The 25,117-nt window shown below is 48.4% G+C and carries 14 protein-coding genes; 13 read left to right on the top strand and 1 reads right to left on the bottom strand.

From position 1 onward, the window contains the following. The first annotated feature begins 22 nt into the window (after positions 1 to 22). From ABD852_RS04015 to ABD852_RS03965, 11 genes are all read left to right on the top strand, one after another. On the top strand, positions 23 to 1,612 hold the full coding sequence (locus ABD852_RS04015; protein ID WP_345026732.1) for a SusD/RagB family nutrient-binding outer membrane lipoprotein: 1,590 nt from the start codon (positions 23 to 25) through the stop codon (positions 1,610 to 1,612). Positions 1,613 to 2,547: 935 nt separating this feature from the next. Further along, positions 2,548 to 4,032, top strand: a complete 1,485-nt coding sequence (locus ABD852_RS04010; protein WP_345026731.1) for a T9SS type A sorting domain-containing protein — start codon at positions 2,548 to 2,550, stop codon at positions 4,030 to 4,032. Positions 4,033 to 5,369: 1,337 nt separating this feature from the next. Then, a complete protein-coding gene (locus tag ABD852_RS04005; protein ID WP_345026730.1) occupies positions 5,370 to 5,993 on the top strand; it encodes a sensor histidine kinase in 624 nt (207 codons plus the stop codon). 269 nt (positions 5,994 to 6,262) lie between these two features. After that, positions 6,263 to 6,961 carry a LytR/AlgR family response regulator transcription factor gene (locus ABD852_RS04000; protein ID WP_345026729.1) on the top strand — a complete coding sequence of 233 codons (699 nt, stop codon included), beginning with the start codon at positions 6,263 to 6,265 and terminating at the stop codon, positions 6,959 to 6,961. A gap of 523 nt (positions 6,962 to 7,484) precedes the next feature. After that, the gene (locus ABD852_RS03995; protein ID WP_345026728.1) at positions 7,485 to 7,862 is read left to right on the top strand and encodes a RidA family protein; all 378 of its coding nucleotides are present in this window, start codon (positions 7,485 to 7,487) and stop codon (positions 7,860 to 7,862) included. A 12-nt stretch (positions 7,863 to 7,874) separates the two neighbouring features. Beyond that, positions 7,875 to 8,852: a 3-hydroxyacyl-CoA dehydrogenase family protein gene (locus ABD852_RS03990; RefSeq protein ID WP_345026727.1), complete on the top strand. Its 978-nt coding sequence runs from the start codon at positions 7,875 to 7,877 to the stop codon at positions 8,850 to 8,852. After that, positions 8,839 to 10,107, top strand: coding sequence for a glucose/galactose MFS transporter (gluP, locus tag ABD852_RS03985; RefSeq protein ID WP_345026726.1), 1,269 nt, complete (start codon positions 8,839 to 8,841; stop codon positions 10,105 to 10,107). Before ABD852_RS03990 ends, gluP begins: the two co-directional genes overlap by 14 nt. Before the next feature lie 153 nt (positions 10,108 to 10,260). Continuing rightward, positions 10,261 to 11,565 (top strand): aspartate aminotransferase family protein, encoded by a 1,305-nt coding sequence (locus ABD852_RS03980; protein ID WP_345026725.1) that lies wholly within the window; start codon positions 10,261 to 10,263, stop codon positions 11,563 to 11,565. Positions 11,566 to 11,638: 73 nt separating this feature from the next. Beyond that, a complete protein-coding gene (locus ABD852_RS03975; RefSeq protein WP_345026724.1) occupies positions 11,639 to 12,547 on the top strand; it encodes a 3-hydroxyacyl-CoA dehydrogenase NAD-binding domain-containing protein in 909 nt (302 codons plus the stop codon). Between the two features lie 121 nt (positions 12,548 to 12,668). After that, the gene (locus ABD852_RS03970; protein WP_345026723.1) at positions 12,669 to 13,751 is read left to right on the top strand and encodes a dipeptidase; all 1,083 of its coding nucleotides are present in this window, start codon (positions 12,669 to 12,671) and stop codon (positions 13,749 to 13,751) included. A gap of 154 nt (positions 13,752 to 13,905) precedes the next feature. Then, a complete protein-coding gene (locus ABD852_RS03965; RefSeq protein WP_345026722.1) occupies positions 13,906 to 15,267 on the top strand; it encodes a hypothetical protein in 1,362 nt (453 codons plus the stop codon). Here ABD852_RS03965 and ABD852_RS03960 read toward each other — a convergent pair. After that, positions 15,262 to 16,161 (bottom strand): AraC family transcriptional regulator, encoded by a 900-nt coding sequence (locus ABD852_RS03960; RefSeq protein ID WP_345026721.1) that lies wholly within the window; start codon positions 16,159 to 16,161, stop codon positions 15,262 to 15,264. The two genes, ABD852_RS03965 and ABD852_RS03960, sit on opposite strands and share 6 nt — an antisense overlap. Before the next feature lie 932 nt (positions 16,162 to 17,093). Here ABD852_RS03960 and ABD852_RS03955 point away from each other — a divergent pair. Both ABD852_RS03955 and ABD852_RS03950 read left to right on the top strand, forming a co-directional pair. Further along, positions 17,094 to 19,490 (top strand): SdrD B-like domain-containing protein, encoded by a 2,397-nt coding sequence (locus tag ABD852_RS03955; protein ID WP_345026720.1) that lies wholly within the window; start codon positions 17,094 to 17,096, stop codon positions 19,488 to 19,490. A gap of 1,135 nt (positions 19,491 to 20,625) precedes the next feature. Continuing rightward, positions 20,626 to 25,117: galactose-binding domain-containing protein (locus ABD852_RS03950; protein WP_345026719.1), on the top strand; the 4,492-nt coding region annotated here is incomplete at its 3' end.

Here is a 25,117-nt window from a genome sequence, read left to right as displayed (position 1 = left end):
CTGAATTTTAAATTCCAGAGAAATGACTATATTAGATAAGAACCCCTATAAAAAAGTGCTCGGAATTGCCTCCTTGTCGCTTTCTATATGGCTGGCCGCAGGTTGTACGGGAGATTTTGAGGAAATGAACACCAGCAAAACCCAGATTATCAACCTGGGCCCCGATGAATATCCCAATATGTTCGCGCAGGCGCTTTCTCAAGGCTCCTACCACCCGTCCTATCAGACAGCCACCAATCTGTTTGCTGATTTATGGTGTCAGTACTATGCTACTACGACTCCCAACTTTCAATCTGACCGCTATCATACGAACATGGGCTGGATTGGCTCACACTGGAATCCAATTTACACCCAGGTGGTCCCGCAGTTGAAGACTATTTTCGAAAATTTCGATGCCAATTCACCGGAATATGCGCTTGCAAGCATCTGGTGGGTATTCTCTTTCCACCGGGTCACGGATTACTACGGCCCTATTCCCTATTTTGATGCCGGGATTGTTGCTAATTCAGTTAAGTACGACTCGCAGGAGGCGGTGTATGATGACTTTTTTAAGCGACTTGATGCTGCCGTGGCTATTTTAAAAACAAAGGAAAGTGATGCAAGTGTTAAACCTTTCGGCGAATCGGATATTATCTATAAGGGAACCATCTCAAAATGGATAAAATTTGCCAATACCCTGAGACTCCGCCTGGCACTTCGAATATCCCACGTCGATAAGGCCAGGGCTAAAACCGAAGCGGAAGCTGCAGTTGCTTCTGGAGTTTTTCTAAGCTCGGCAGACGATGCTATGATGGTTCGGACAGCGGTGACCAGTGCCGACGGAAACGGAATTTCGCGGATTGCCGGGTGGCAGGAGTTTCGCATGAGCGCCACAATGGAGTCCATTTTGAAAGGCTACAACGACCCCAGAATGACAGTTTTCTTTCAACCTGCATTTGCTACAAAAACTTATGAAGGTCTTAGAAACGGGTTAGATCCGGACCAGTTGGTTGCCCAACTCAACACAAACGATTACAACTCGAACGTAGGCTCACGGTGGATCCGCAATACCGGAAGCGGAAGCGGCTGGGAAAACCTTCTCGCGGTTAATGCCGACATTATGCATGCAGCTGAAGCTTACTTTTTAAGAGCGGAAGGCGCCTTAAACGGCTGGAACATGGGGGGCAAAGCACAGGATCTGTATGAAGAAGGAATCCGGCAATCAATGGCAACCTGGGGCTTTTCAGGAGCAGCCGTCGAAACCTACATTGTCGGTACGACTCCGCCCGTGGCGCCGGGAGATTCGCAAAAATCCCCCGCAGTAAGCGACATCCCGGTTAAATGGGCCGCTACAGAAGCCAAACAAAGGGAACAAATCGGTACCCAAAAATGGCTGGCGGTGTTTCCGGATGGTGCTGAGGGCTGGGCAGAATTCCGGAGAACACGTTTCCCGAAATTATACCACGTAATCAATTCTGTGAACGTTGATATTCCGACTACCCAGTTTATACGGCGTTTCCCGTTCACAGATGCCGAGAAGGCGACTAACAAAGCTGCTGTTGACGCAGCAGTCCAACTCCTTGGTCCGGGGGGTGACAAAGCCAGTACCCCCCTCTGGTGGGATAAGAATTAAAAACCCATTTTAAAAATAGCTTATAGAAGGCCCCGTATAAAAGTACGGGGCTCTTTTTTTGCAACGCAAAGTAGCAATAAATTCAAAGCCGGCATCGTCGAGTATTGCATTCAGTCCCAGGTTCCAGGACCATTAGTTATAAGCCCTGGGACCGATTCAAACAAACCACAATAGTACTAACCACCCCTTTTAAACGGACCAAACTAGATTACAGGCTGGATCGCCACGGGCTGAAGGCAAAAGGACTGCCACTTCATATGTGACTAATAACACTATCCATCCCATAAGAAAGCAAGCAGATCACCGACAAGGCGGCAAGATCGAGCCGATAAGAGATTGATTTTCCCCCCGCATTTCACAAAACATGATATTCGTACACAATTGTTCATGAAAATTCACAGGAACAGCAAAAACTGTAGGCATTGACTCGTAGTCCCAACTGAAATGCTACTCATCAAAAACACAAATAATAAAAGATTTAGTCGAACACAGAACGAGATTAAGCGTACATTCAACAGACTTCATCGAAAAAAATATAGACATACGCAATACTTCAATATCTTTGAAAAAATCTCAAAACTATCAAAATGTATCTAACCAATTCGTTTGGACCACTCCACTATTCTCTCAAAATAACTTACTCTCAATTGTTAACATTTGAAAGAACATCGTTTATATCGTCCGTTTCTTACCCGTAAACTAGCTTCGTAAGACTATGAATATCATGAATAGAAATTCCTTTCGTATACCAATTGAATACAAGCATTAAGACCGAGTCATAAACATGCACTTTCGGAGGCCCATCACCTATGACTGTTTCAGCAGCTCAAATAGTATAACTCGCAAAAAAAAAAGCTATACAGTCTCCTCATTGAAGAATTAATTCTGCACATTATATACGTTGATTTTAAACTTTACAAAAAACTCCAACTATTATGAAAACCCTTATCACACTTGTAATCGTTTTGATGCTTACGTCGCAGTTTGCGTTTTCCCAACTCGATATTCAATGCAATTTACCGGGTTGTGGAACTCCCGCCTTGCCAAATCAGTCCGTTCACAGCTACACAGCGGTAAACTCGAGTTTCGAGGGATGTACCACAACCGAACTAACCAAGTTAACAGCATGTAGATTCAAATGGGAGGTTACTAATGGAAAAATAACAAATAACAGTAGCACAACCTTCGAAGCCGACCACGCTCAAGGAATCGGTGTTAAATGGGATAACATAAATGCTCAAGGGAAGGTTAAAGTCACTGTCAAAAATAGCGCTATCTGTAGTGAATGTCCAAGTGGTAGCAAAGAAATAACTTTAGATATTAAATATTTAGGAACTCCTGGCCCTATAGAGATTAATTCAGTTGTATACACAAGCCCAAAGGAACTAACCTGTAACACATCCCCCTTGACGATCTCGGTCTCCCCAGCAGCAAATGCAACTTCATATGATTGGTCATGGCCAAGTGGCTGGAGCGGCCCCTCGTCTTCAACGACCCCTTCAGTCACGGTTACGCCCAATGGGACATCCAGTGGTAATATACAGGTAGCCGCGAAAAGAAGCGATGTCTCCGGTCTCACAACAACTCGATCACTTAGCATTACCCGCGGGCCTAAAGCTAATATCACCAGTTTAAGCTCAAGCTATATTGAAATCTGTAACCCATCCCAAACAGTAGCTCTAACGGCTTATGGCACAAATGCAGATGGCTTTAAATGGACTTCATCCTATGCCCTCATAAACGGCAGCTCTTATGTCAGTACCCCAAGTCCGGTTACAATAAGCACAACCACATCAGGCACCATATTCGTTAAAGCATATAACGCCTGTGGAGATAGCGAAAGTGAGAAAACGGTGGTTGTTAAATATGGACTGCCAGTAATTACATACGCTGCTGTTAATGGCAACGGAACTGTAACCTATCCACATTATGTGCCAAACCCGCTAAACCGATTAGAAGTTCGATCAGATGCATATAATCCTACCTATTCATGGAGCATGGTAGGAGGAAGTGCGTTTTATCTGACTCCACTCACAGGGACAATGTCCAATATCTGTGATGTTGGATACATACCAACTTTCGTGAGAGTCGAAGCAAAAGCAACTAATTCTTGCGGGTATGGAAACTATATATACTGGCTAGAGCCTAACGGAAGTATGCTAAGTGCATCTCCGAACCCCGCTACAGACGATATAAATCTAGAGTTCTCTGGAACACCCACTTCAATAAATCTATTTAGTGAAAATTCAGCCCTCGCTGCTATCTCACTCGATCAAAAGCAAATCGACAGGAAAAAGGCCATCGCCAATGGAAAAACAAAAATTGCTATCGATGTGAGAAAATTACCAAGAGGTATATACTATTTGCATGTAGAAAGCAAATCAAAAGACACCAAAAAAATGAGAATCCTATTAAATTAATAAAGAAATCAAAAAATACTGGCAAATATCTTTGAGCCCGTAAAACTACTTATCCTTCTTCTTACTTAATTCACTCGAAAATAGGTAAGAAGAAGGATTACAATCAAATAAACAACAACTTGCCCCAAATTGTCACCTTTACTCGCCAAGAAGGTCATTGTAAATATATAGTTAAAGTGAACTATTATTGATGAAACTTTTGACATACACTCCGATAGCGACAACGGTGAAATAAATTCACTATCAAGAAGTTCAAAACGAGTTTTGCAACCGGCTGGCAATAAGGACTCTACCAATGATTGGGAAAAGAAATCAAAACGCGAATAAAACATATCCGCGCGAGATATGTACCCCCCAATCTAGAAGAGTGCGGCTGAAGCCCTGATACCCAGTCTATGACCTTACGGATCCTAGCAATAAAACCGGCAGCACTTTACAGTGCTAAGACAACTAAAATTGGATCGGTTCGCAAAAAGATGATCCGACAAACAGGGATTGCACGCAAACCACTCGGAACACTTGCAGCAAAACTTGGCACCTAACCAGCCTCCCATGCTTGGATCTAATACTGAAGTAAAAAAGGACCGAATGCAAACCCTATTGGATTATGCCGATCTACAGTCCACACCAATAAAAGTCATCAACCTTAAAATATGTGCGCCCAAAACGATATAAGAGGCAATTTTCAGTAGGGGTAGAGTCCTGTTGGACGTCGTTACTTGCATCACGCTCATCTAAGAGCCGGAGCGGCTCCTGTTGACAACAAATAGACCCAAAGTATCTGCCTTTCATCAACAATTATCATTGAGACGCGCAGACCGTTACGGATAATTACAAAGAACGTTACATTTCTCATACGGCTCCCAAACAACCATCTAATCACTAGATAGTTAGCCCCAATCTCCTACTTTTTAACGGGCAAGCCTCAAAGTACATTGAATTATTCAAAATGACAAAAAAGGGACCACAGTTCCTGAGGTCTGGCTTTTGGATATTGGCAAGAAAAAGTCTCTTGCTCCAATTAATTTCTTGTTAAATTTGACAATACTAATATTTATTATAAAATTGCTACCCTATGTGGTTCCAGTCCAATAATTAAGCAACCCTAGAGTTTCTGAGATCAGCATAAGAAGCCAGGCGATAATTCGCTCGTGTTAACTAACACTTTAATTAACTTATTCCCTTCAACTAAATCAACAATTTGAAACAAGCACAACACTATCGTATTCCATAAACCTACATCTGTTACAAATTTCTCAAACAAATTGAACCGGAAAAAGAAAACTCTCAATTTCGTTTGAACAATCAATGGCTATAACCTCTTACGATACTAAACTATGATGAATACAATTATTACACTCAACGAAGAAAATAGAAAATTAAAGCTCGATCTTTTAAAACAACAAATTCCCCCTCACTTTGTTTTCAACTCACTGAATAATATTTATTCAATGGTTCAGAAAATAGATAAAGATGTCGCTTCATATGTTATGAAATTTTCAGAACTAATTCGTTACTCAATTTATGAATCAATCAACGAAAAAGTATCACTAAAAAAAGAAATAAATTTCCTAAGTAATTATATTGGCTTAGAACGCGTCAGGCATAACCCAAGGCGGGTTCGAATAGAATTCATACAAATTGGAGAAGTAAGCAATATAGGAATTCCACCACTAATGTTACTCGAACTGGTTGAAAATGCATTTAAGCATGGTATCAATAAGTCTCACGAAATGTCTTCTATTTTCGTTAAAATAAAAGTAAAGAGCAAGCGATTAATATTAATAGTACTAAACAGCACACCTATACAAAATATTTTATTAAAAGGAAACATTATAGGCGGAATTGGTTTAAAAAATCTCAAAAATAGATTGGAGTTATTTTACTCCAAAAAGCACACCCTAACACTTCAAATAGGCGAAAATAGATATATATCAGTCTTAACCATTGATCTTGGCTGAATAGGTTGGCGACCAGATTTAAGTAGATTAATATTACACAACTGCTAAAGATCTGAGCTTGACAGAACATCATAGGTCTGTAACTACAAAATACACATTCTCATTTAATCACTTCCACGCGATTAACTACTTCTCCATTTTCTCCGACTACAAGAATAGAATTAGCTTCACTAATTCGGAGGGATAAATTTTGCTTTTTCCTAAAAGTAGTCATAAATATTTCTCAATATTTCTACAGTTTTATCGTGACTAATAAAATACTAACCTGCTTGATTGTTGACGACGAACCCTATGCCCTCTCGCTTTTAAGCGATTATATTGAGAAAGTTTTCGATATTAAATTAGTCGCATCATGCGAAAATTCCACAGATGCGCTTGCCATGATTAACAATTTGAAACCTGACGTCATCTTTCTAGACATAGAGATGCCTGATTTTAGTGGCCTTCAATTGATCAGATCTCTGCATAGAGAGACCCCTGCAATAGTATTAACTACCGCACATCTAGAATATGCGGTAGAAAGCTTCGACCTAAATGTAACTGATTTCCTGGCCAAACCTTACACTTTCGATCGATTCGTTCGCGCAGTCAACAGGGTGAAGGAAAAATTTCAGCCAAACCTATTTTCAAATGTACTTCTACCGGAAGAAGATTTCTTACTCGTTAGAATTGACAAAAAAATACTACGGGTGGAGCTAAATGATTTACAATCAATCACAGCGTTTGGAGACTACGTACAAATACAAAATACAGATCGAAGGCTAACTATTCATATCACCCTAACAGAAATGGAAGAACGTCTGTCAACAAAGGGCTTTATAAGGATAAGCAGATCTGTATTGATTGCAGTCCGCGCAATTGCCTCTCTTGAGGGGAATCAACTTAAGCTTATCAATAATAACTCTTATAACATCGGAAATAAATATCGCGACAATCTACTAAATGCTTTAAGTGGAAAAATTGTATAATTTCACCGATAGTTGTACACGATACCCTAAGAAAATAAGAACATCTTGTCGACAAACATTGTTTGAAAACCACTTAGTACCTAATTTTTAACGCCTAACAAGCACAATCAGAGGCCGCAATGCTCAGTCTAAAATACTCTATTTAAACCGGACCGCTAACTTGGCACCGACCAGCCTATTTAACTGATTACTAGAAAGTACTGCAAAAACCTCACAAACGGGCATGATAGCCCAAGTAGGTCTTGAAAGCCATCAAAAGTTACCAATAACACTCAAGAGCCGGCTCCAAACACAAAGCCCATCTGCAATGTAGGGAACCTGGACTCCCAAATGTCTCATCTTCTTCCCCGAGGGTTCGTCATAAAATAGCGACGGCACCCCTCACCCCTCAAACCTCACTCCCCAAACCTCCCCCCCCCGAAAAGATAGTATTATAAACCCAAACAATAGTAGGAGTTTACATATGCCCAATCGGCCTAACTTTGTCGTTACTTCGCTCTAAACAATAAATTCTATTTATATCATGCAGACCATTACCCACCCCGACCGCGAATCAACATTTGCAACCGGCGCTTATTCAGACGGCGTCATTGCCAACGGCTTCCTGTTCGTCAGCGGCCAGGCTTCGGTTGATTTCAAAACCTCGGCTTTTATCCTGGGCACCATAGAAGAAGAAACCGCGCGGACACTTGACAACATCAAAGCCATAGTAGAAGCCGCAGGCGGCTCCCTGGCCAATGCCGTAAAGTGTACTGCCCACCTTTCCGATATTGCAGACTTTGACCGTTACAACAAAGTGTACGCCAGTTATTTCCCTACCCATAAGCCTGCCCGCACCACCGTGCAATCGGTACTCGCGGAAGGCATAAAAGTGGAAATCGACTGTATTGTAAAACTCTGATCCGCAACTTTCTTGAAAGCAAGCAAGACTTCCGTCGGTATCGTCGGGCTGGGCCTGATGGGAAGAAGCATCGTGGTCAATATGCTAGCGGCGGGACATCCCGTGAAGGCTATTGCACCCACGCCGCAGGACGTTGAAAAAGCAGAAGAGCGTATTTCCCAAACCCTTCGTCATTGCGACGGTCTCGGGCTTGTAGCAGTTCCGCTCGAAAAAGCCCTCGGCAATCTCCTTATCACGGAAGATTACCAGGCGTTGAGCGACTGCGCGCTGGTCATTGAATGTGTAATTGAAAAAATTCCAGTCAAACAGTCGGTACTCGGCAAAATAGATGCCGTGGTCAGCCCCGACACCATTATCGGAACCAACACTTCGGCCATTCCCATCAGTACACTCCAGGAAATGGTCTCGCACCCCGAACGTTTTGTCGGCATTCACTGGGCAGAGCCCGCCTATCTTACCCGTTTCCTGGAGATTATCTGCGGCGAGAAAACGACGCTGGCCAATGCCCGGAAAATTTCGGACATGGCAGTAGGCTGGCGGAAAGAACCTACTATTCTCCGAAAAGACATTCCCGGGTTTATCACCAACAGGCTGATGTATGCGGTCTTCAGGGAAGTATTTGCGCTTGTGGAAGCAGGGCATATCAGCCTCACCGATATCGACAAATGCTTTCGTTACGACGCCGGGTCATGGATGACGCTCATGGGGATCTTCCGGCGTTGGGACTATCTGGGGCTTGAAGATCTCGGGCAGATGAACCTCCTGTTTAAAAAGCTCTCCAACACCGAAAGTGTTCCGGAAACCATGGAAAAAATAGTAGAAAACGGTGGCAGGGGGATTTTGACAGGGAGCGGCTTATATCAATATTCTCCCGCCGAGGCCGACCAATGGGCAGACAGTTTTGCAGCTTTCAACGAAGACATCTATGACCTGGCCGCACAGTATCCTGCGATCACCGCCCTAAACCACGAAACCGATGCCCACCAATAAGTCCAACTACTACGCCCTCGGGATTATCGCCATCCTTTTTTTCGTCTTCGGTTTCATCACCTGGGTAAACGGCGTACTGATCCCCTATTTCCAGATTTGCCTGGAACTGACCAATTTCCAGTCGCTTTGGGTAGCGTTCGCCTCTTATATTGCTTATTTCGTAATGGCCATCCCGTCGGCCTACATCCTTAAAACAACGGGTTACAAAAAGGGAATGGTGATCGGCCTCATCGTCATGGCCCTCGGCACAGCCGTATTCCTGCCCGCTGCCTATACCCGCACCTACGGGCTCTTCCTCACAGGGCTTTTCATTACCGGGACCGGCCTGGCCCTGCTCCAAACCGCGGCCAATCCCTATGTGGCCATTATCGGCCCCATAGAAAGTACCGCCCAGCGTGTGGGGATCATGGGAGTAGCCAACAAAACCGCCGGGATTCTGAGCCAGCAGATTCTCGGAACCATATTCCTGCTCAGCGCCGACAGCATTGTCGCTTCCGTAGCAAAAGCCAATGCAGTGGAACGGGCCGCCATTCTCGACGAATATGTGCTTAAAGTAGTCAACCCTTATCTCGTCATTACGGTCATCCTGCTTTTGCTTGCCGTTCTGATCGGATTTTCCAGGCTTCCCGAAGTACAGGAGTCGGGGGCGCCCGAAACCTCCCCGAACCAGCAGAAGAAGACTTCAGTTTTCCAGTACCCCTACCTCGTTTTGGGGGTGCTTGCGCTCTTCATGGCCGGCGGATGTGAAGTGATTCCTATCGACTGTATTATTCTGTACAGCAAAGCTATGGGTATCCCCTTGCAGGAAGCCCGCCATTTCACCGAATATACCCTATACGCCATGTTGGGCGGGTATATCACGAGCACCATTGTGATTCCGAAGTATATCTCACAGCAAGCTGCGCTCAGGTATGTCTCTATTTTGGGCTTACTATTTTCGTTCGGCGCTTACAGCACAGAAGGTCTCACCTCCATCGGCTTCATGATCGCCATGGGCTTCGGAGCGGCACTGCTGTGGGGCACCATCTGGGGACTCGCGGTGAGAGAACTGGGGCGTTTTACCAAAATCGGTGCGGCTCTTTTGTTAATGTCCGTGGTCGGCGGTGGGCTTTTCCCCCTGATGTTCGGGCGCATGATTGACATCTACCCCGCCAACCCGCAGATGGCAGCCCTGGTACTGGTACCGTGTTACGCATTCCTGTTGTTTTACGCAATTAAAGGCTATCAAATCAAAAACTGGCGGCCCAATGAGTAAACCGCGGCTGCGAACAGTTTAATAGGTGTGAGAGGTGAGTTTTGAGGCGTGAGGGATTAGCTGCAGGCAGGCGTCAATGCTCACGTTTCAAACCCCTAAATAATTGAATCCCATTTCATTATAATCATCCGCTGCAAACGGATACCTGTTCTTATGCAAAACAACCGATATCAAAAATCAGCAGAGCTGCTGGCCCGAAGCAAAAAAGTACTTGCCGGCGGAGTAGCCTCGGAATTCAGAAAATACAACCACCCGCATGCCATTTTTTATTCGGGCGGAAAAGGAAGCAGGATTACCGATGTTGACGGCAACGAATACCTCGACTTCACGCTCAGCCAGGGCCCGCTCATCCTCGGGCATTCACACCCGCACGTACTGGAGTCGGTGCGGGCTTACTCCGAGGAAGGCCAGCTATATGCCGGACAGCATATCCGTGAAATCGAGCTGGCGGAAAAACTAAACAAGCATATCCCCTCAGCGGAATTGATGCGCTTCTGCCTCGACGGTTCGGAAGCCGTACAAACCGCCTTCCGGATTGCCCGTGCCAAAACCGGCAAATCAAAATTCCTCCGGTTTGAAGGACATTATCACGGCTGGCTCGACAACGTGGCCTGGGGCATTTCCACGCCGTCCGAGGAGGCATTGGGTTCCCGCGAAGCGCCGCAGGTCTTCCCCTGGTCTCAGGGAATATCGGCCGGCACACGCGATGAATTTGTCATTTTACCCTGGAATGACCTCGAACTGGTCAGGCAAACAGTAGCCCAACACCACCATGAGCTGGCGGCTATTATCACCGAGCCGATCATGTGCAACAACGGTTGTATCGTACCGAACGAAGGCTTCCTCCAGGGGCTTCGGGATATTTGCACCGAATACGGCATCGCACTGATATTTGACGAAGTTATTACCGGCTTCAGGATGCATCTTGGCGGCGCCCAGACTTATTTTGGCATCACCCCCGACCTGGCCATCTTCGCCAAGGCGTTTGCCAGCGGTTATCCCATCAGCGCCATCGTCGGGAAAAAGGACTGGATGCACCTGGTTGAAGAAGCCAAAGTGATCCACGCCGGAACCATGAATTCCGGGAACCCCACCGTTGCTGCCGCTTTTGCCACCATAGAAGTGCTGGAGCAGGATCAGCCCCATGAAAGGATGTTCCGTCTCGGGAAAAAAATCATGGCCGGATTCGAAAAAATAGCTGCGGAAACCGGACAAAACCTGATCGTCCAGGGGCCCGGCCCGATGTTTAATATTGCCTTTGCCGATGCGCCTGCCAATGACTATCGCGGTACGCTGCGCTATGACAAAGCCAAGTTGGGCCGTTTTGTAGCCGCTTTACATGACGCCGGCGTTCGCATCATAGGCCGGGGACTGTGCTACATCAGTGCCGCCCATACGGATGAAGACGCGGATGCTTTCCTGAAAGCAGCCGAAACAATATTAAGCCGCGGCCTATAAACGCAAAGCGGACCGCTACGAGCCGTGAGGCAGAGGCTCACTCCTTGCTCCTCACGGTTCAAATCCAGAACACATGAAACAACCAATTCTCCTGTCTGGCGAGGGAAAGCTTTTGTCCAGCACTGCGGCTTGCCTGTTGCGGGCCGGTCACGACGTTTACGTCATTTGCGACGGGGCTGAGCAGGCTCGGAATACAATCGTCCACCATCTTTCCAAAAGCGCCGACCTGCTTCCCGGAAACGTGAAAGCCGGCACGCTCTTTTTTGACGAAAGCATTGGTAGCAGAAAATTTTCGCTGGCGATTGTCATTACTGCGGATGACCTCAACCAAAAACGGGAAGTGGTACAACACGCAGACCAGCATCTTGAAAAAGACGGAATTCTGGCGGTCAACCTTTACGCTACAGAATTGCAGGAAGTAAGGCCTTCCGCTTCATCTCCGGCCCGCGTAATTGGCTTAAACTGGACTGAACCGGCTCACACTACGTTTTTCCTGGAGATTATAGCTGATTCCCAAACCGATCCTGCAGTCACTGACCGCCTTCTTGCGTTGGGCAAAGATTGGGGCAAAGACCCGCATATTGCCAGAAGCGGCTTTAGCGTCCGGGCCCGCCTGGAGGCCGCCCTCACCCGCGAAGCACTTTTCCTGGTAGCCAACGAATATGCCACTTTCGAAGACATAGACCGTAACTGCCGCAATGATGCCGGCTATTACCTGCCTTTCGTCGGCAATGGCCGGTACATGGACCTGATGGGCACGTCAGCCTACGGTGTAGTGATGAAAGACCTTAACCGCCATCTTTCGAAAGCAACGGAGCTCGATGAAAAGACCGCCTCACTCCTCTCCGACCAGAAACTGGGCATGGATGCCGGCGAAGGTTTCTTCAGCTATTCGGAAAAAGAAACCGCTTCCTGGAAAGAGAAAGCGGAATCTTTCAGCTATAAGATTCATGAGCTGATCAGCAAGTACCCGAGTGAGTGAGACTGGGGGTAATCGGAAATCAGAAATCGGAAATCAGAAATCAGTCCATCATCACCATCATCTCATCATCTCATCATCTGCTGCAAGCAGCTAAAACCTCACAACTCACCGCTCAAACCTCATGAAAAAACTAATCATTGATGGCCACCTGGATCTGTCGATGAATGCCATCGAATGGAACCGCGACCTGGTGCAGCCGCTTCACCTGATTCGTGCGCGTGAGGCCAATATGAAGGACCGTCCCGACCGGGGCAAAGGTACTGTCTGCCTGCCGGAATTACGCAAAGGAAGGATAGGGCTGGTGGTTGCCACGCAACTGGCGCGGGTTTCACCAAAGGGAAACCCTGCTCTTTCCGCCTGGAGCTCTCCGCAGCAGGCCTGGGCCATGACCCAGGCGCAACTGGCGTGGTACCGCGAGATGGAACGGCTGGGAGAAATGGTCGCGATCCGTAACCTGCCAGAACTGGAAGCCCACCTCGATCTCTGGAACAACGCTGAGATCCCGGATGATAGCAAACCCGTTGGCTATATTCTCAGCCTGGAGGGCGCCGACTCGCTGGTTGACATTGATTATCTCCACCGTGCGCATGAGTATGGGCTGCGCGCCATCGGCATGTCGCATTTCGGACCGGGAAGGTACGCCGGAGGAACCAAATCAACCGACGGAATTTCCGAAGCCGGCTTTCGGCTGCTCCGGGAAATTGAGCACCTTAACCTGATCCTGGACGTGACGCACCTGACGGACGAAGCATTTTCAGAGGCCGTCGCACATTTCAACGGTCCTATTTGGGCGAGTCATCATAATGTCCGGAAACTGGTTCCCAACCAGCGCCAGCTTAGCGACGACCAGATCCGGATACTGATCGAAAAAGGTGCGGTAATAGGCGGTATGCTCGATTGCTGGGCAATGGACATCCGTTTTATAGACGCCGTTTCCGATCCCTGGCAACTGGACATTAAACTGGAGAGGCTGATCGACCACTGGGACCATATCTGCCAGATAGCGGGGAACAGCCGGCACATCGCCATCGGCAGCGACCTGGATGGCATTTTTGGTACCGAGCAAAGCCCCTGGGACCTCGATTCAGTCGCCGATCTCCAGAAGTTTGAAGCCCTGCTCACCCAACGTGGCTATTTACCGGACGATATCGATAATATTTTTCATAAAAACTGGCTGCGCTTTTTGCGCAAAGCCTGGGGGTAGGTGTGAGGTGTGAGGTGTGAGGTATGAGGGATTAGCCATAAGCCGCACACAAGTACCGGCCTGCGCGGCCCGACCTGCGCGGCCCGGCCTACGCGGCCCGGCCGATTTCCGATTTCCAATTTCCGACTTCCAATTTCCGACATCTCTTACCCATATGACAACAGCGAATTTTCTGGCCGGAGCAGCTAAAGTAAATATCACTCCGCCTCTTGGAACAAGGATCAATGGCGATTTCATTACGCATTTTGCCAACTATATCCACGACGACCTGTTTGCACGTGCCCTGGTACTGCGTTCCGGTGAAACTACAGTCGCTTTCGTCGTGATTGACACCTGTATTATTCCAAAGGAATTTGCAGATCAGACGAGGAAGCTCATTGAGGCAGCCACCGGAATTCCGTTTCAGCAAATCCTGCTTTCCAGCACGCACACGCATGCTGCAGGCTCGCTCGCCGACGTCCACCTCGGCAGCATCGACGTGGACTACACTCGTGCCCTGCCCGACAAAATACTGGCCGCTGTCAAAAGCGCGCTCGAAGCCCTTCAGCCGGCTACTATTGGCCATGCCGCCACAAACGCCCCCGAACACGTGGTCTGCCGGCGTTATCGCCTGAAAGACGGCAAGGGTTACCCCAACCCGGTAACCGGCCTGCAGGATGTTGTTAAGACCAACCCGGCCGGGATGGAACAGTGGATCGATCAGCGCGTGGCCGTACCCGATACGGAGCTTTCGTTCCTGGCAGTACGCTCCCTCACCGGGGAATGGATTTCAATTCTGGCCAACTACTCCCTGCATTACGTAGGCGACTGGGCCAACGGAACCATTTCAGCCGACTATTTCGGCGTCTTCGCATCACACCTGGAAAAACACCTGGGCGGCGAAATGGTAGCCATGATGTCAAATGGCACCAGCGGCGATGTCAACATCTGGGATTTCCTGGAACCAGACCGCTACCCGACCGAATACTTCGCCAAAAGCAAAGTAATAGGTGAAGACCTGGCCAATAAGATACTGGCTGTGGTGAATACTGTGCAGTGGGAAGAAAACCCGGCGCTTTCCGCCGCTTACGAAGACGTCGCGCTCACCCTGGACCGGCCGACAGCCGACCAGTTACTTGCTGCTGAAAAGGTGGTTAGCAATACTGATTACGAGCAGATTGCACCCGATACACCTGAACAGATCCGGGCGCTTTATGCCCGGGAGCAGCTCCTGCTGAACCAGTTCCCGGAAACAATATCCTGCCCGGTACAGGCATTGAGAATAGGCAATATTGTAGTCGGGGCGCTTGGCGGAGAATTTTTCGCGGAAACCGGCCTGTGTCTCAAGGCGGAGTTTGAATCGGTTCGTTATTTCACCATTACGATGGCCAATGGCAACATCGGCTACGTACCGCCTGCAGACCAGATGGCGTTGGGAGGGTATGAAACCTGGCGCTGCCGGTATCGCAGCACCACCGATGTCAGCGAAAGTAAAGTAAGGGAAGCCCTTTCCCAAAAGATTTCGGGGCTTCTATGAGGCATAATGATGCATGGGCAACCTGGCGATGCCGTGATAGAGCTTGCGGTAGTCGCTGGGTGTCATGTTTTTCAGCTTCTTGAACTGCCGGTTAAAGTTTGCCAGGTTATTAAAGCCGCTTTCGAACGCAATTTCTACCACGTTCCGGTCACTTTCCGACAATAGCTTGCACGCGTGACCGATCCGGACGCTCGTGAGGTATTCTACGAAAGTACAGCGGAACTGCTCCCTGAAAAAGTTGCAGAACGCGGTAACCCCCATGTGGCTGTATTCGGCGACATCGGCAAGGGTAATGTCCTTGTCGAAATTCTGCATAATAAAATTGATCAGGTTTTTAAACCGGTTCGAGACGTCGCAGCTGAGGTTTGCTACGTAGCGCGGACTTGCCAGCAACTCCATTTCCTTCGTTTTTGCCAACAGGTTGAAAATCTGGAAGAGCGTGGACAAACGTTCCAACCCGCTCATTTCCGGCATTTGCTTCATCAGGGCGCTGACTTCCTTGCGGGTATTGCCATTGATCACCATTCCCCGGTCTGACAGTGCCAGGAACTTTTTAAAATCCTGCATCTCCGGGATGCTCATGAAATCTTTGCCGAGAAAGTCGTCGGTAAAATGAATCACGATCGCGTCGGCGGGGCGGTTGGCCTGCCTGTCGAGATACACTTTATCGTTCAGCCACAAGTGCGGGAGCTTTGATCCGAGAAATACAAGGTCTTCCGGGCCAAAGAACCCGATATTGTCGCCCACCATCCGTTTTCCGGTGCTCTGGGTGACCAGCACTACCTCATAATGCGCGTGATAATGCCACGGAGCAGGGAAGAAATCGCCTTTTTCCCGGAAAACGATAAAGGACTTGTCAAAGTCCTGAGGTAAGTGAAACTCGACTGGCTTCATGGCTGATTCTGTTCGCTTGCACGCCTGGTACTCTTCTCCTAAAATGAACGGTTAAGAAGCTCAGGCTATCCCTTCTCAAATATGAAAACTAATACATATCCTGCTAGTTAGGAAAAACAAAAAAAATCTCCAACAAACACAATTGTTTTTTCGCCGGGATTTTCGCCGGGGGCCGTGAGTGGAGGGATGAATAAAACCCTTAAGGTAGGATAATCCTAGTTAAGTCGGAGGCTGTAGAGATCTTCCAACCACTGACCGTTCGGAATTGGAGGATATCACTACCAGGCGGTCCGATAGCTTTAATTTGATGATACAGGCCTGATTCAATCGCCCTCGAGAATCGGTTTGCCAAGCGTCGAGCAGGCACCGGTGAACCCGTATGCTGTGTTACCGGAAGTAATGCGCCGGGGACCGGTCAATCTGGTAACCAATCGGACTCACAAATTTCTCGTGAACAGATTTGATGATCGGAAATAACCGGAGATTTCCTTTTCAACGATGGAGGTTTTGAGATGTATCAGGCCGGTTAGTCGACCGCAAAAAATATGCCTCAAAAAATTTCCATCTGGAGTTTTCAGGGTACGAGTGAAAATAGAAACAGGCCTGCGAATATTGAAAGTAATATTCGCCGATAGTCTTATTTAGTCATTTTTGAATGCCGTTTTTATTCTTCTTGTTTACTAATTTTCTATTTTCTTGTCTTTTTTTATTGTGAATCATTTTTTTTATTAAAACAAATAAATACATTTGGCCCAACTCTTTTCGACCAATACTAACTTGTCTGTTATGAATGTAACACGCTTCTCGCAAGAATACTCTGCAATTTCTGGTAATCAAATAATGTGGCAGTTGCTCCGAAAACCGGTCGCTTCCTGACATTCTGTCTTTATTACCTCCCCTTTCTGGATTGACTATATTTATACTATTCTATTATGAGAGTAAGGCAAAAGTACGCACTGTACTTTGTAATATTATTTGCGCAAGCCGGTTTTCAATTTGCCAGTGCACAAGTAAGTGGTAAAGTAGTAATTGGCGGACATAGCCACGCTTCATCTGTTTCTCTTTCGGGTGCAATAGTAAGCGCATACGGCAACAACGGATCCGAACCGGAAGCGCTGCTGGCTCAGGCCGTTTCAGATGAGAACGGACAATATTATCTGGATATTCCAGCAGGAAAAAGGGTCCGTGTTGTATTCAGTCACCAAGATTTTTCTTCATCTACGTATTCGGTACGTTATCTGCAAAGCCCGCGTTCAAACCTGGATTGGACTGCCACAACAGCTGAATCTGATACAGTGTATGCAGCGGCTCCGGTTTACATCCAGGGAAAAGGCAATGACAGTACTTATTCATTGGTAGCGGTGTCCTTAACCGGAAATGCAGCCTTGCCTGCCAAAAAACTGGCAACATCCGGGCTTACAGGAGCGCTTTGGGGCGTAGCATATGACAAAAGGGGCAGGCAGCTGTTTTCGTCTGCCTTTTCAAAGCGGCATGTAGGATACGGTATATTGGGTACCGGTGGCATTTACCGGACCGATTGGCAAAGCGGCAAAACATATCCTTACCTTGACTTACAAGCTCTTGGCATTCCTACCGGAGCCGACCGGCATGGGGGGCTGTCCGGGAATGAGCTATCCAAAAGTCGCGATTCGCTTCTGATAAACGATGTGGGCAGGATTAGCCTCGGCGGCATGGCCATCGGCGCTGACAACCGTCTTTACTTGATGAACCTTCACAACAAGACGCTCTACGGTATCAACATCCCGGCAGACACCAGCGCCCGCCCCACCGTCGCCGACATTGAGTCGTTCCCCGTACCCGTCGACGGTTGCAAAGGAGGTGATTGCAGGCCCTTTGCCGTAACTGCTTATCAAGGCCTCGTATATATAGGTACGGTATGCGATGCCGCAAAATCCGGAAAGCCCGCTGATCTCAAGGCTTTCGTGTATCAGCTTGATCCGAAAACACGTGAATTCAAACCTGTTTTCACATGCTCTCTGGACTATCCGCGCGGTGAGGCGATGGCAGGATTGGGCTCCTCGCAATGGAATGCCTGGACCGATGATTTCCGGAAAGCACTCAACAGTGATTTCCCTTCATTTGCACACCATCCCCAGCCGGTTTTGTCCTCTATTGCTTTCGATCAGGACGGGAGCATGATCCTGGGCATCATGGATCGGTTCGGGCACCTTTCAGGCGTAGGGCAGCCTGACCCGGAGGGGAAAATGGCCGTCAACGGGATTACCGCCGGCGATATCATCCGTGTTGCCCGACAAGACAAAAATTCCTTTTCAGGACGCCGCTTCAAGCTGGAAGCAGATGGCAGTACCGGAACATTTACCAGCAAGGGACGGGGAAATCTGCAAGGACCTGCGGGCGGGGAATTCTTTTTTCGCGACGGTTTTTATGAAGTACAGCCAGGAGGGGGCGAAAGAATCATACGGGAAGAAACTGCCAATGGGAGTGTCGCCGTTCTGCCCCGGACAGGCGAAATTCTTTCTTCGGCACATGAACCCGACACCACCTTCAATACCGCAGGGATCCGGGCCTTCTACCGCACCAACGGACAAAATGCACGCAGTTGGGATTTCTTCAGCAATGCGCAGCCCGGTACTTTCGGAAAAGCCAACGGTATAGGCGGGATCGAGGTGATTTCAGGCGAAGTGGGCAGCCCGATAAGTGGCAGGGTATGGCTGGACCTCAACCAGGATGGTATTCAGGATATCGAAGAGCCAGGACTGGGAGGCGTGCCGGTTGAACTATGGAAAAATGAAAGCAAATTGGCAGTAGCGAGGTCGGACCAGGATGGTCTGTACCAATTCAAAGACGATAATCTGCCGGCTGGTATAAAGACAGGGGCCCAATACCAGGTAAAGGTACCTACCGGAAGCCTGGGGATGAAAATCCCCACCAGGGCCAGGGCATGGTCGCCTGACGCCGGTAATGTCGCCGTACAACACGACGGAATTGCCGTAATCGACGCGAAAACGGAGAGATTTACTCCCGAAACGCCGCGGTCCTGGAATTTCGGACTGGCGCAAACACTCGAATGGGATACGCAGGCCGGCAATAAAGTACAGCAGCTATTCGCCTATCCCAACCCGGCCAGTGACTGGGTTAATATCAAGTTAAGATCCGAAGGGTCTGCCGTTGAGGTCAAAGTGATCGACACAAACGGCAGGCAATTATTTCAAAGGCAAATTCCCTCAGCCTCCGAACAGCTTTCCACGTCATTTGATGTAAGCAAATGGCCGTCAGGAAGCTATATCCTGATCGCAACCTGGGTCGAAAATAAAGAAACCCGGTCTGTGATTTTACAAAAAAATTGAGCGCAATAATCGGGTCACATCAAGCCACACATTTTGGCTAACCGTCTCTGCACATACAGACAGTTTAACACTTTCGATCAGGCGCTGAACTATAAGACACGAAATTACATGCAAATTGTTTATGCAAACATTTTTTAAAATACCCGATCTGTTAGCTACTCTTCGGAGATTAATGCCCGTTTTTCTTTTGAGTATAGCAACTTTGGCTAAAGCACAATTCCCAGCTCCGCCTAAATCACTCCAAAGTCCCGGCGCAGCTTCTTTGGGTAGATTCGGAGAAGTTCCAGTGTCTCTTTTTACTGGGAAACCTGATATCTCCTTTGATCTTCTAAAGCTCGAAAGTGGGAAATTTTCTTATCCTATTACCCTGAATTACGATGCTACTGGAGTCAAACCCGATCAGCATCCAGGCCCGCTCGGACTCAATTTTTCTCTTTCAGCAGGGGGAGCCGTGCAGCGGATCATCAGGGGAGCCGGTCCGGATGACGTGGATGATTTTTTTGTGACGGGCTACGACCATTCCTTGATTCGGCTATTACTCAATGGTGCTGATTGGAATACCACAGCGACAATGAAAAATGTGGCACTGCAGCCAAAGGTGGATTCTGAAGCGGATGAATATATTTTTCAGGCACCTGGCCTATCTGGAAAATTTTATCTTACACCGGAAGGAACTTTTACCGTTTTATGCGACCGCCCCGTAACAGTTACCTATAATGGAGGTTCTCAAGTATATCCCCCATTCCCAATGGCTAATTTTGGCAGCAATTGGGCGACACATGAACCCTGGAAATATCGGGGGCACGCTCCGGGCTTTATAATTACTGACGAACTTGGTAACAAATATTATTTCGGGGATAATACTGACTATGTAGAGTATAGCATCAATTTTTTTGATCAAGGAATGGACACCTGGACATGCACGGCATGGAACCTCAAACGGATCGTCACCTCTGAAGGGCGAGAGATACTGTACACGTATGTCCGCGGCAACCCCGTAGGCCAACTCAGCTTTTCTGTATATAATAAGCAGTACAGCCTTCAGGGCAATATCTTTCAGGATTATAGCTGCAGTAAATTTTATACACCTTTTCTTACTCCCCCCATCAATGGGCAACTAATCTCCCCCTTATACTTGTCCCGCATTAAAAGCGATAACTTTGAGATTGCTTTTGATTGGTCCGAAACCGTTGAGTTGAAGTATGACGAAGGTTTGGTGTTAGAATACCTGAGGCGCCCCGGCACAGGTGGCCCTGTAGTACCTGAAGACAGGTACGCGAAGCTCCAGAATCAATTTATAACTCGAAATGACTATAAGGCCCTTACTTGGCTGGTGTTGCCTCACCCTCTCCCCGCCACTTTCCCCACCCTGGATCCTGATCTCGATATACCGCTTTCAGCAGTTTTAGATAATATGAAGTGGTGGAAGCTCGACAGTATAACAGTAAAGACATCTGACGGACAGAAACGCACGAAAGGATTGGTATTTGAGTACAATAATTCACCAACCCAGCGTTTGATGTTGCTAAAAGTGCAGGAGAAAAACTCCAATGGCGTTGAAAGATTACCCGGATACCAGTTCTCTTACACTCCTCAAACTACTCCTCTCCCTCCCTACTTAAAATCACACACTGATCATTGGGGCTTTAACAATAACAAAATAATCAACCGGACGACTGATTTTTCTAACTTCGCCACTTATGGGGACACATACAGGGCCCCTACCAACGACAGCACAATTTACCTGAGTGGGGTTTTAAAAAAGGTCATTTACCCCACCGGCGGTTACTCAGAGTATACTTTCGAGCCGCATTCGTATGCGGCTGAAGTGAAGCAAAGTCGGTGGGCCGGCCTTGAGTCTTATTCTGCCAGCAAAGTAGCCGGCGGCCTGCGGATCAGGCAAATTAAGAGTTACGACCCCAATTCGTCCGCACCTCCGGTTGTGAAAACGTTTTATTATGTCAAGGGCTTCAATGCAACGACAGGAAACGTATCCGGACTGTCAAGCGGTGTACTGGGAGGACGGGCTCAGTACTATTGGGCGATTTATAAACCGCTGATCGTAAATAATCTCGATTTTTCTCAACGCGTGTTTTCCACGCAATCAGTCCTGCCTGCTTCCGAAAACAGCATGGGTTCTCATCTGGGCTACTCCGAAGTGATAGAAAGGGATTCACAGGGTGGTTGGACCCACCATAAGTTTACCAATTTTGACAATGGGTTCCTTGATCTGAAACCGGATGGGCATTTAACTTTGGATACAACCGTGTACACTCGCTACAACAGCCGGGCACTTATGAGGGGAAAGCCAACTGAAATCAGCACTTACCGGCTGGGAGGGCACCCGGTTTCCAAAACAGTCTACACCCATAGTCAGGTTGGCACATCGGTTGCCCGTGCGATGAATGTTTCTTTGAAAAGGTGGTGCGAAATGGGCGATGAATACTACGAGGGATCTGCATATTCGATTTACACTTATAATTACCTTCCAACAGAGATCAAAGAGTATTTGTATGATGCCGCAGACGCATCCCGGTATCAGCTGACGACCAATACCATCAGATACAAATCGAACGGCCAGGTTTTAGAAAAACTTACCACCGACAGCCGGACCAGCCCCAACAAAGTAACTATTTCCGGGCAGGGAGATTTCTTTGATCGTGAGCGATCGGTTTCCTACAAGTATCCCAATGATTTTACCGACCCCGTAAGTCAGGGTATGACAGCCAGCAACATGATTGGCTATCCGCTTGAAGTGGAAACGAAAATCAAATCGGTCCAAAACAATGTAAGGAATAGCTCACCAGTTGAATTTAAAAAATACACCTATCAATTGACCGGCGGCCGGTATCTTCCGCTAAAAATCGAAAGCAAACTTCTGTCTGCGCCCAATTTGACCGTAGACAGCGAGTTCCTTAGCTATGACAGCCGGGGGAACCTAAAGACCTACCGCGACAGGTCAAAAGTTCTTAAGACCTATGATTATTACGGGATCAGTGATGTTGGTAAAACCGACCTGATCAAATCAGTTACTTTAGGCGAGGCACCCAATACGCATACGACCAGTTATGATTACTTTCCCCTCGTCGGCCTCAAGTCGGTCACCGAGCCCTCCGGCAAGCAGACCTGGTACAACTACGATGGTTTCGGCCGGTTGCTCGACATCCGTGAAAACGCTTCAAACGGTAATCTGATCAAAAGTTTTTCTTATCACTATGCAAATGGTATTTCAACCGGAACGTCTGTTAACACTTCTGCAAGTTTTATACAAGCCGTCGAACCTGAATTAATTCCACCGAGCTGCACCACGCCGCCGGCACCTGTCATCACTAAAAGCGGCTCTACGGTTTGCGTCGCTACCGATGAAACTGTGACTCTCAGCTGTACGGCCTGCTCTGCCGGCACCATTACCTGGTACCGCGACAATACGCAGGTGGGTACCGGGGCCTCTCATAACGCCACCCAGGCGGGGAGCTACACGGCCCGGTGCGTGGTAACCGCAGGGACTTGCCAAAGTGCGGCTTCTACGGCAATTGTCGTAGAAGAAACGACAGGCTGCGGAGTGACTCCCGCTTGTGCAGTCAACAAGGTACGACTCGTTTTCCGGCTACCGGGCGAGAGTGTAATGGAACGGCTGGTGGGCGCCAAAATCCAGGGGTCTAACAACAATTCCACCTGGACCGATCTTTATACCATCAACGTCAACGGGACCGGCAGCTGGCAGGAATTTACTTTCGCTAACACTACCGTTTACAGTTATGTGCGGTTTGCAGCCGGTCCAACCGGATGGGGCGAGCTCAGCGAGATCGAGTTTTACTCCGGCACCACCAAATTGAGCGGTACCACTTTTGGAGTGGGCAATTACCAGAACGCATACGACGGTGATGTCAATACCCGTTGGGAGACCGGCCAGTCAGGCACGACCATAGGGGCCTCCAACTATACAGGCATACAGCCCAATTGCGTGACCTGCACTACGCCTTCGACGCCTACCATCACCAAAGAAGGCTCTACGGTTTGCGCCGCTTCCAACCAAACGGTTACGCTCAACTGTACGGCCTGTTCGGCGGGAACCATTACTTGGTACCGCGACAATACACAGGTAGGTACAGGCGCTTCCCATATTACTAACCAGGCGGGTAGCTATACTGCCCGGTGCGTAGTAACCGCGGGAACTTGTCAAAGCGCCGCCTCTTCGGCGATCGTCGTGGTCCAGACAACAGGGTGCGGTCTCAATCCTGTTTCGCTTACCCTCTCGCTCTGGAAAGCCGGCACAGCAGGTGTCCGCACGAAAGTAAAAGACATTGTGGACGGAGAGACCATCCAGATCAGCTCTTTGAGCGGCAGTCAGATGAACTATTTCATTGACATTGCCAATGGTACCATCAGCAATACGCCCGGAGGGAACAACTACAATAAAGTGCTGCTGCGCTTGAACGGACCGGGCTATGACCAGGAGGGCTGGGGACCGGAAGACATCACCGGGGCCGGCACACCGCCTTATGGTCTTTTTGGCAGAGACGGCGGCGGAGCCCCTACAGCCGGCAACTATACGCTGACCGGAAAAGTTTACCAGGGGACCACGCTGCTTTCCGAAAAAACAGTGAACTTTACCCTGGCTTCCACCACGCCATGCGCGTTTACCCCCACCGTAACGGCATCTACCACCACCCCGGCCGCCGGGAGCACCTTTACACTGACAGCAGCGTGTACAGGCGCAGACTGCAGCGGGGTAACCTACACCTGGAGCGGGACCAATGTCAGCGGTACCGGAAGTTCTAAAACCATTACCGCACCGGCGGCTGGCAGCTATACTTACACCGTTACGGCTTCCAAGTCAGGTTGCACCAGTAAAACCGCTACGGTCAGCATAACCGTTCCTCAAAACAACTGCAGCTTTACAGAAGGACAGTACATAACCACTTTTCAGAGCGAGCAGGTTTACGCGCACTTCTGCGGGTCAACCCTGTATGCCACTACCAGCCAGGGCAGCGGCGGGATATTCAAGCCCCGTCACTGGCTGGAAGCGGTAGGGTACCCACAGGCCAGTTGTTTTGCGGCCGAGGAGTGTCAGAACGCTTGTGATTTTACCCCCTCGGCATCAGCCTCCACTACCACTCCTGTTACCGGCACTTCATTTACCCTGAACGCAGGGTGCAGCGGTACGGGCTGTAGCGATGTGACCTATACCTGGAGCGGAACCAACGCCAGTGGCACTGGCAGTTCTAAAACCATTACTGCGCCGGCTCCGGGCACCTATACTTACACCGTTACGGCTTCCAAGTCAGGTTGTACCAGTAAAACCGCTACGGTTTCGGTAAATGTACAGCCGGTTTCACCGATTTCACTTACCCTCTCGCTCTGGAAGGCTGGCACGGCAGGTGTTCGCACGAAAGTAAAAGACATCGTGAACGGAGAGACCATCCAGATCAGCACTTTAGGCGGCAGTCAGATGAACTTTTTCATAGACATTGCCAACGGTACCATCAGCAATACGCCCGGAGGGAACAACTACAATAAGGTACAGTTTGTGCTAAACGGGCCGGGCTATACCAACCAGGGCTGGGGACCGGAAGACATCACCGGGGCCGGCACACCGCCTTATGGTCTTTTTGGCAGAGACGGCG

The sequence above is a fragment of the Ravibacter arvi genome (genome assembly GCF_039540405.1).
Classification (GTDB): domain Bacteria; phylum Bacteroidota; class Bacteroidia; order Cytophagales; family Spirosomataceae; genus Ravibacter; species Ravibacter arvi.
This window is presented reverse-complemented; position numbering and strand designations above follow the sequence as displayed.

What these genes read in the sequence shown, in the direction of transcription:
- ABD852_RS04015 (WP_345026732.1), top strand. Translation starts at nt 23, where the DNA reads ATGACTATATTAGATAAGAACCCCTATAAAAAAGTGCTCGGAATTGCC.
- ABD852_RS04010 (WP_345026731.1), top strand. Translation starts at nt 2,548, where the DNA reads ATGAAAACCCTTATCACACTTGTAATCGTTTTGATGCTTACGTCGCAG.
- ABD852_RS04005 (WP_345026730.1), top strand. Translation starts at nt 5,370, where the DNA reads ATGATGAATACAATTATTACACTCAACGAAGAAAATAGAAAATTAAAG.
- ABD852_RS03995 (WP_345026728.1), top strand. Translation starts at nt 7,485, where the DNA reads ATGCAGACCATTACCCACCCCGACCGCGAATCAACATTTGCAACCGGC.
- gluP (WP_345026726.1), top strand. Translation starts at nt 8,839, where the DNA reads ATGCCCACCAATAAGTCCAACTACTACGCCCTCGGGATTATCGCCATC.
- ABD852_RS03980 (WP_345026725.1), top strand. Translation starts at nt 10,261, where the DNA reads ATGCAAAACAACCGATATCAAAAATCAGCAGAGCTGCTGGCCCGAAGC.
- ABD852_RS03975 (WP_345026724.1), top strand. Translation starts at nt 11,639, where the DNA reads ATGAAACAACCAATTCTCCTGTCTGGCGAGGGAAAGCTTTTGTCCAGC.
- ABD852_RS03970 (WP_345026723.1), top strand. Translation starts at nt 12,669, where the DNA reads ATGAAAAAACTAATCATTGATGGCCACCTGGATCTGTCGATGAATGCC.
- ABD852_RS03965 (WP_345026722.1), top strand. Translation starts at nt 13,906, where the DNA reads ATGACAACAGCGAATTTTCTGGCCGGAGCAGCTAAAGTAAATATCACT.
- ABD852_RS03960 (WP_345026721.1), bottom strand. Translation starts at nt 16,161, where the DNA reads ATGAAGCCAGTCGAGTTTCACTTACCTCAGGACTTTGACAAGTCCTTT.
- ABD852_RS03955 (WP_345026720.1), top strand. Translation starts at nt 17,094, where the DNA reads ATGAGAGTAAGGCAAAAGTACGCACTGTACTTTGTAATATTATTTGCG.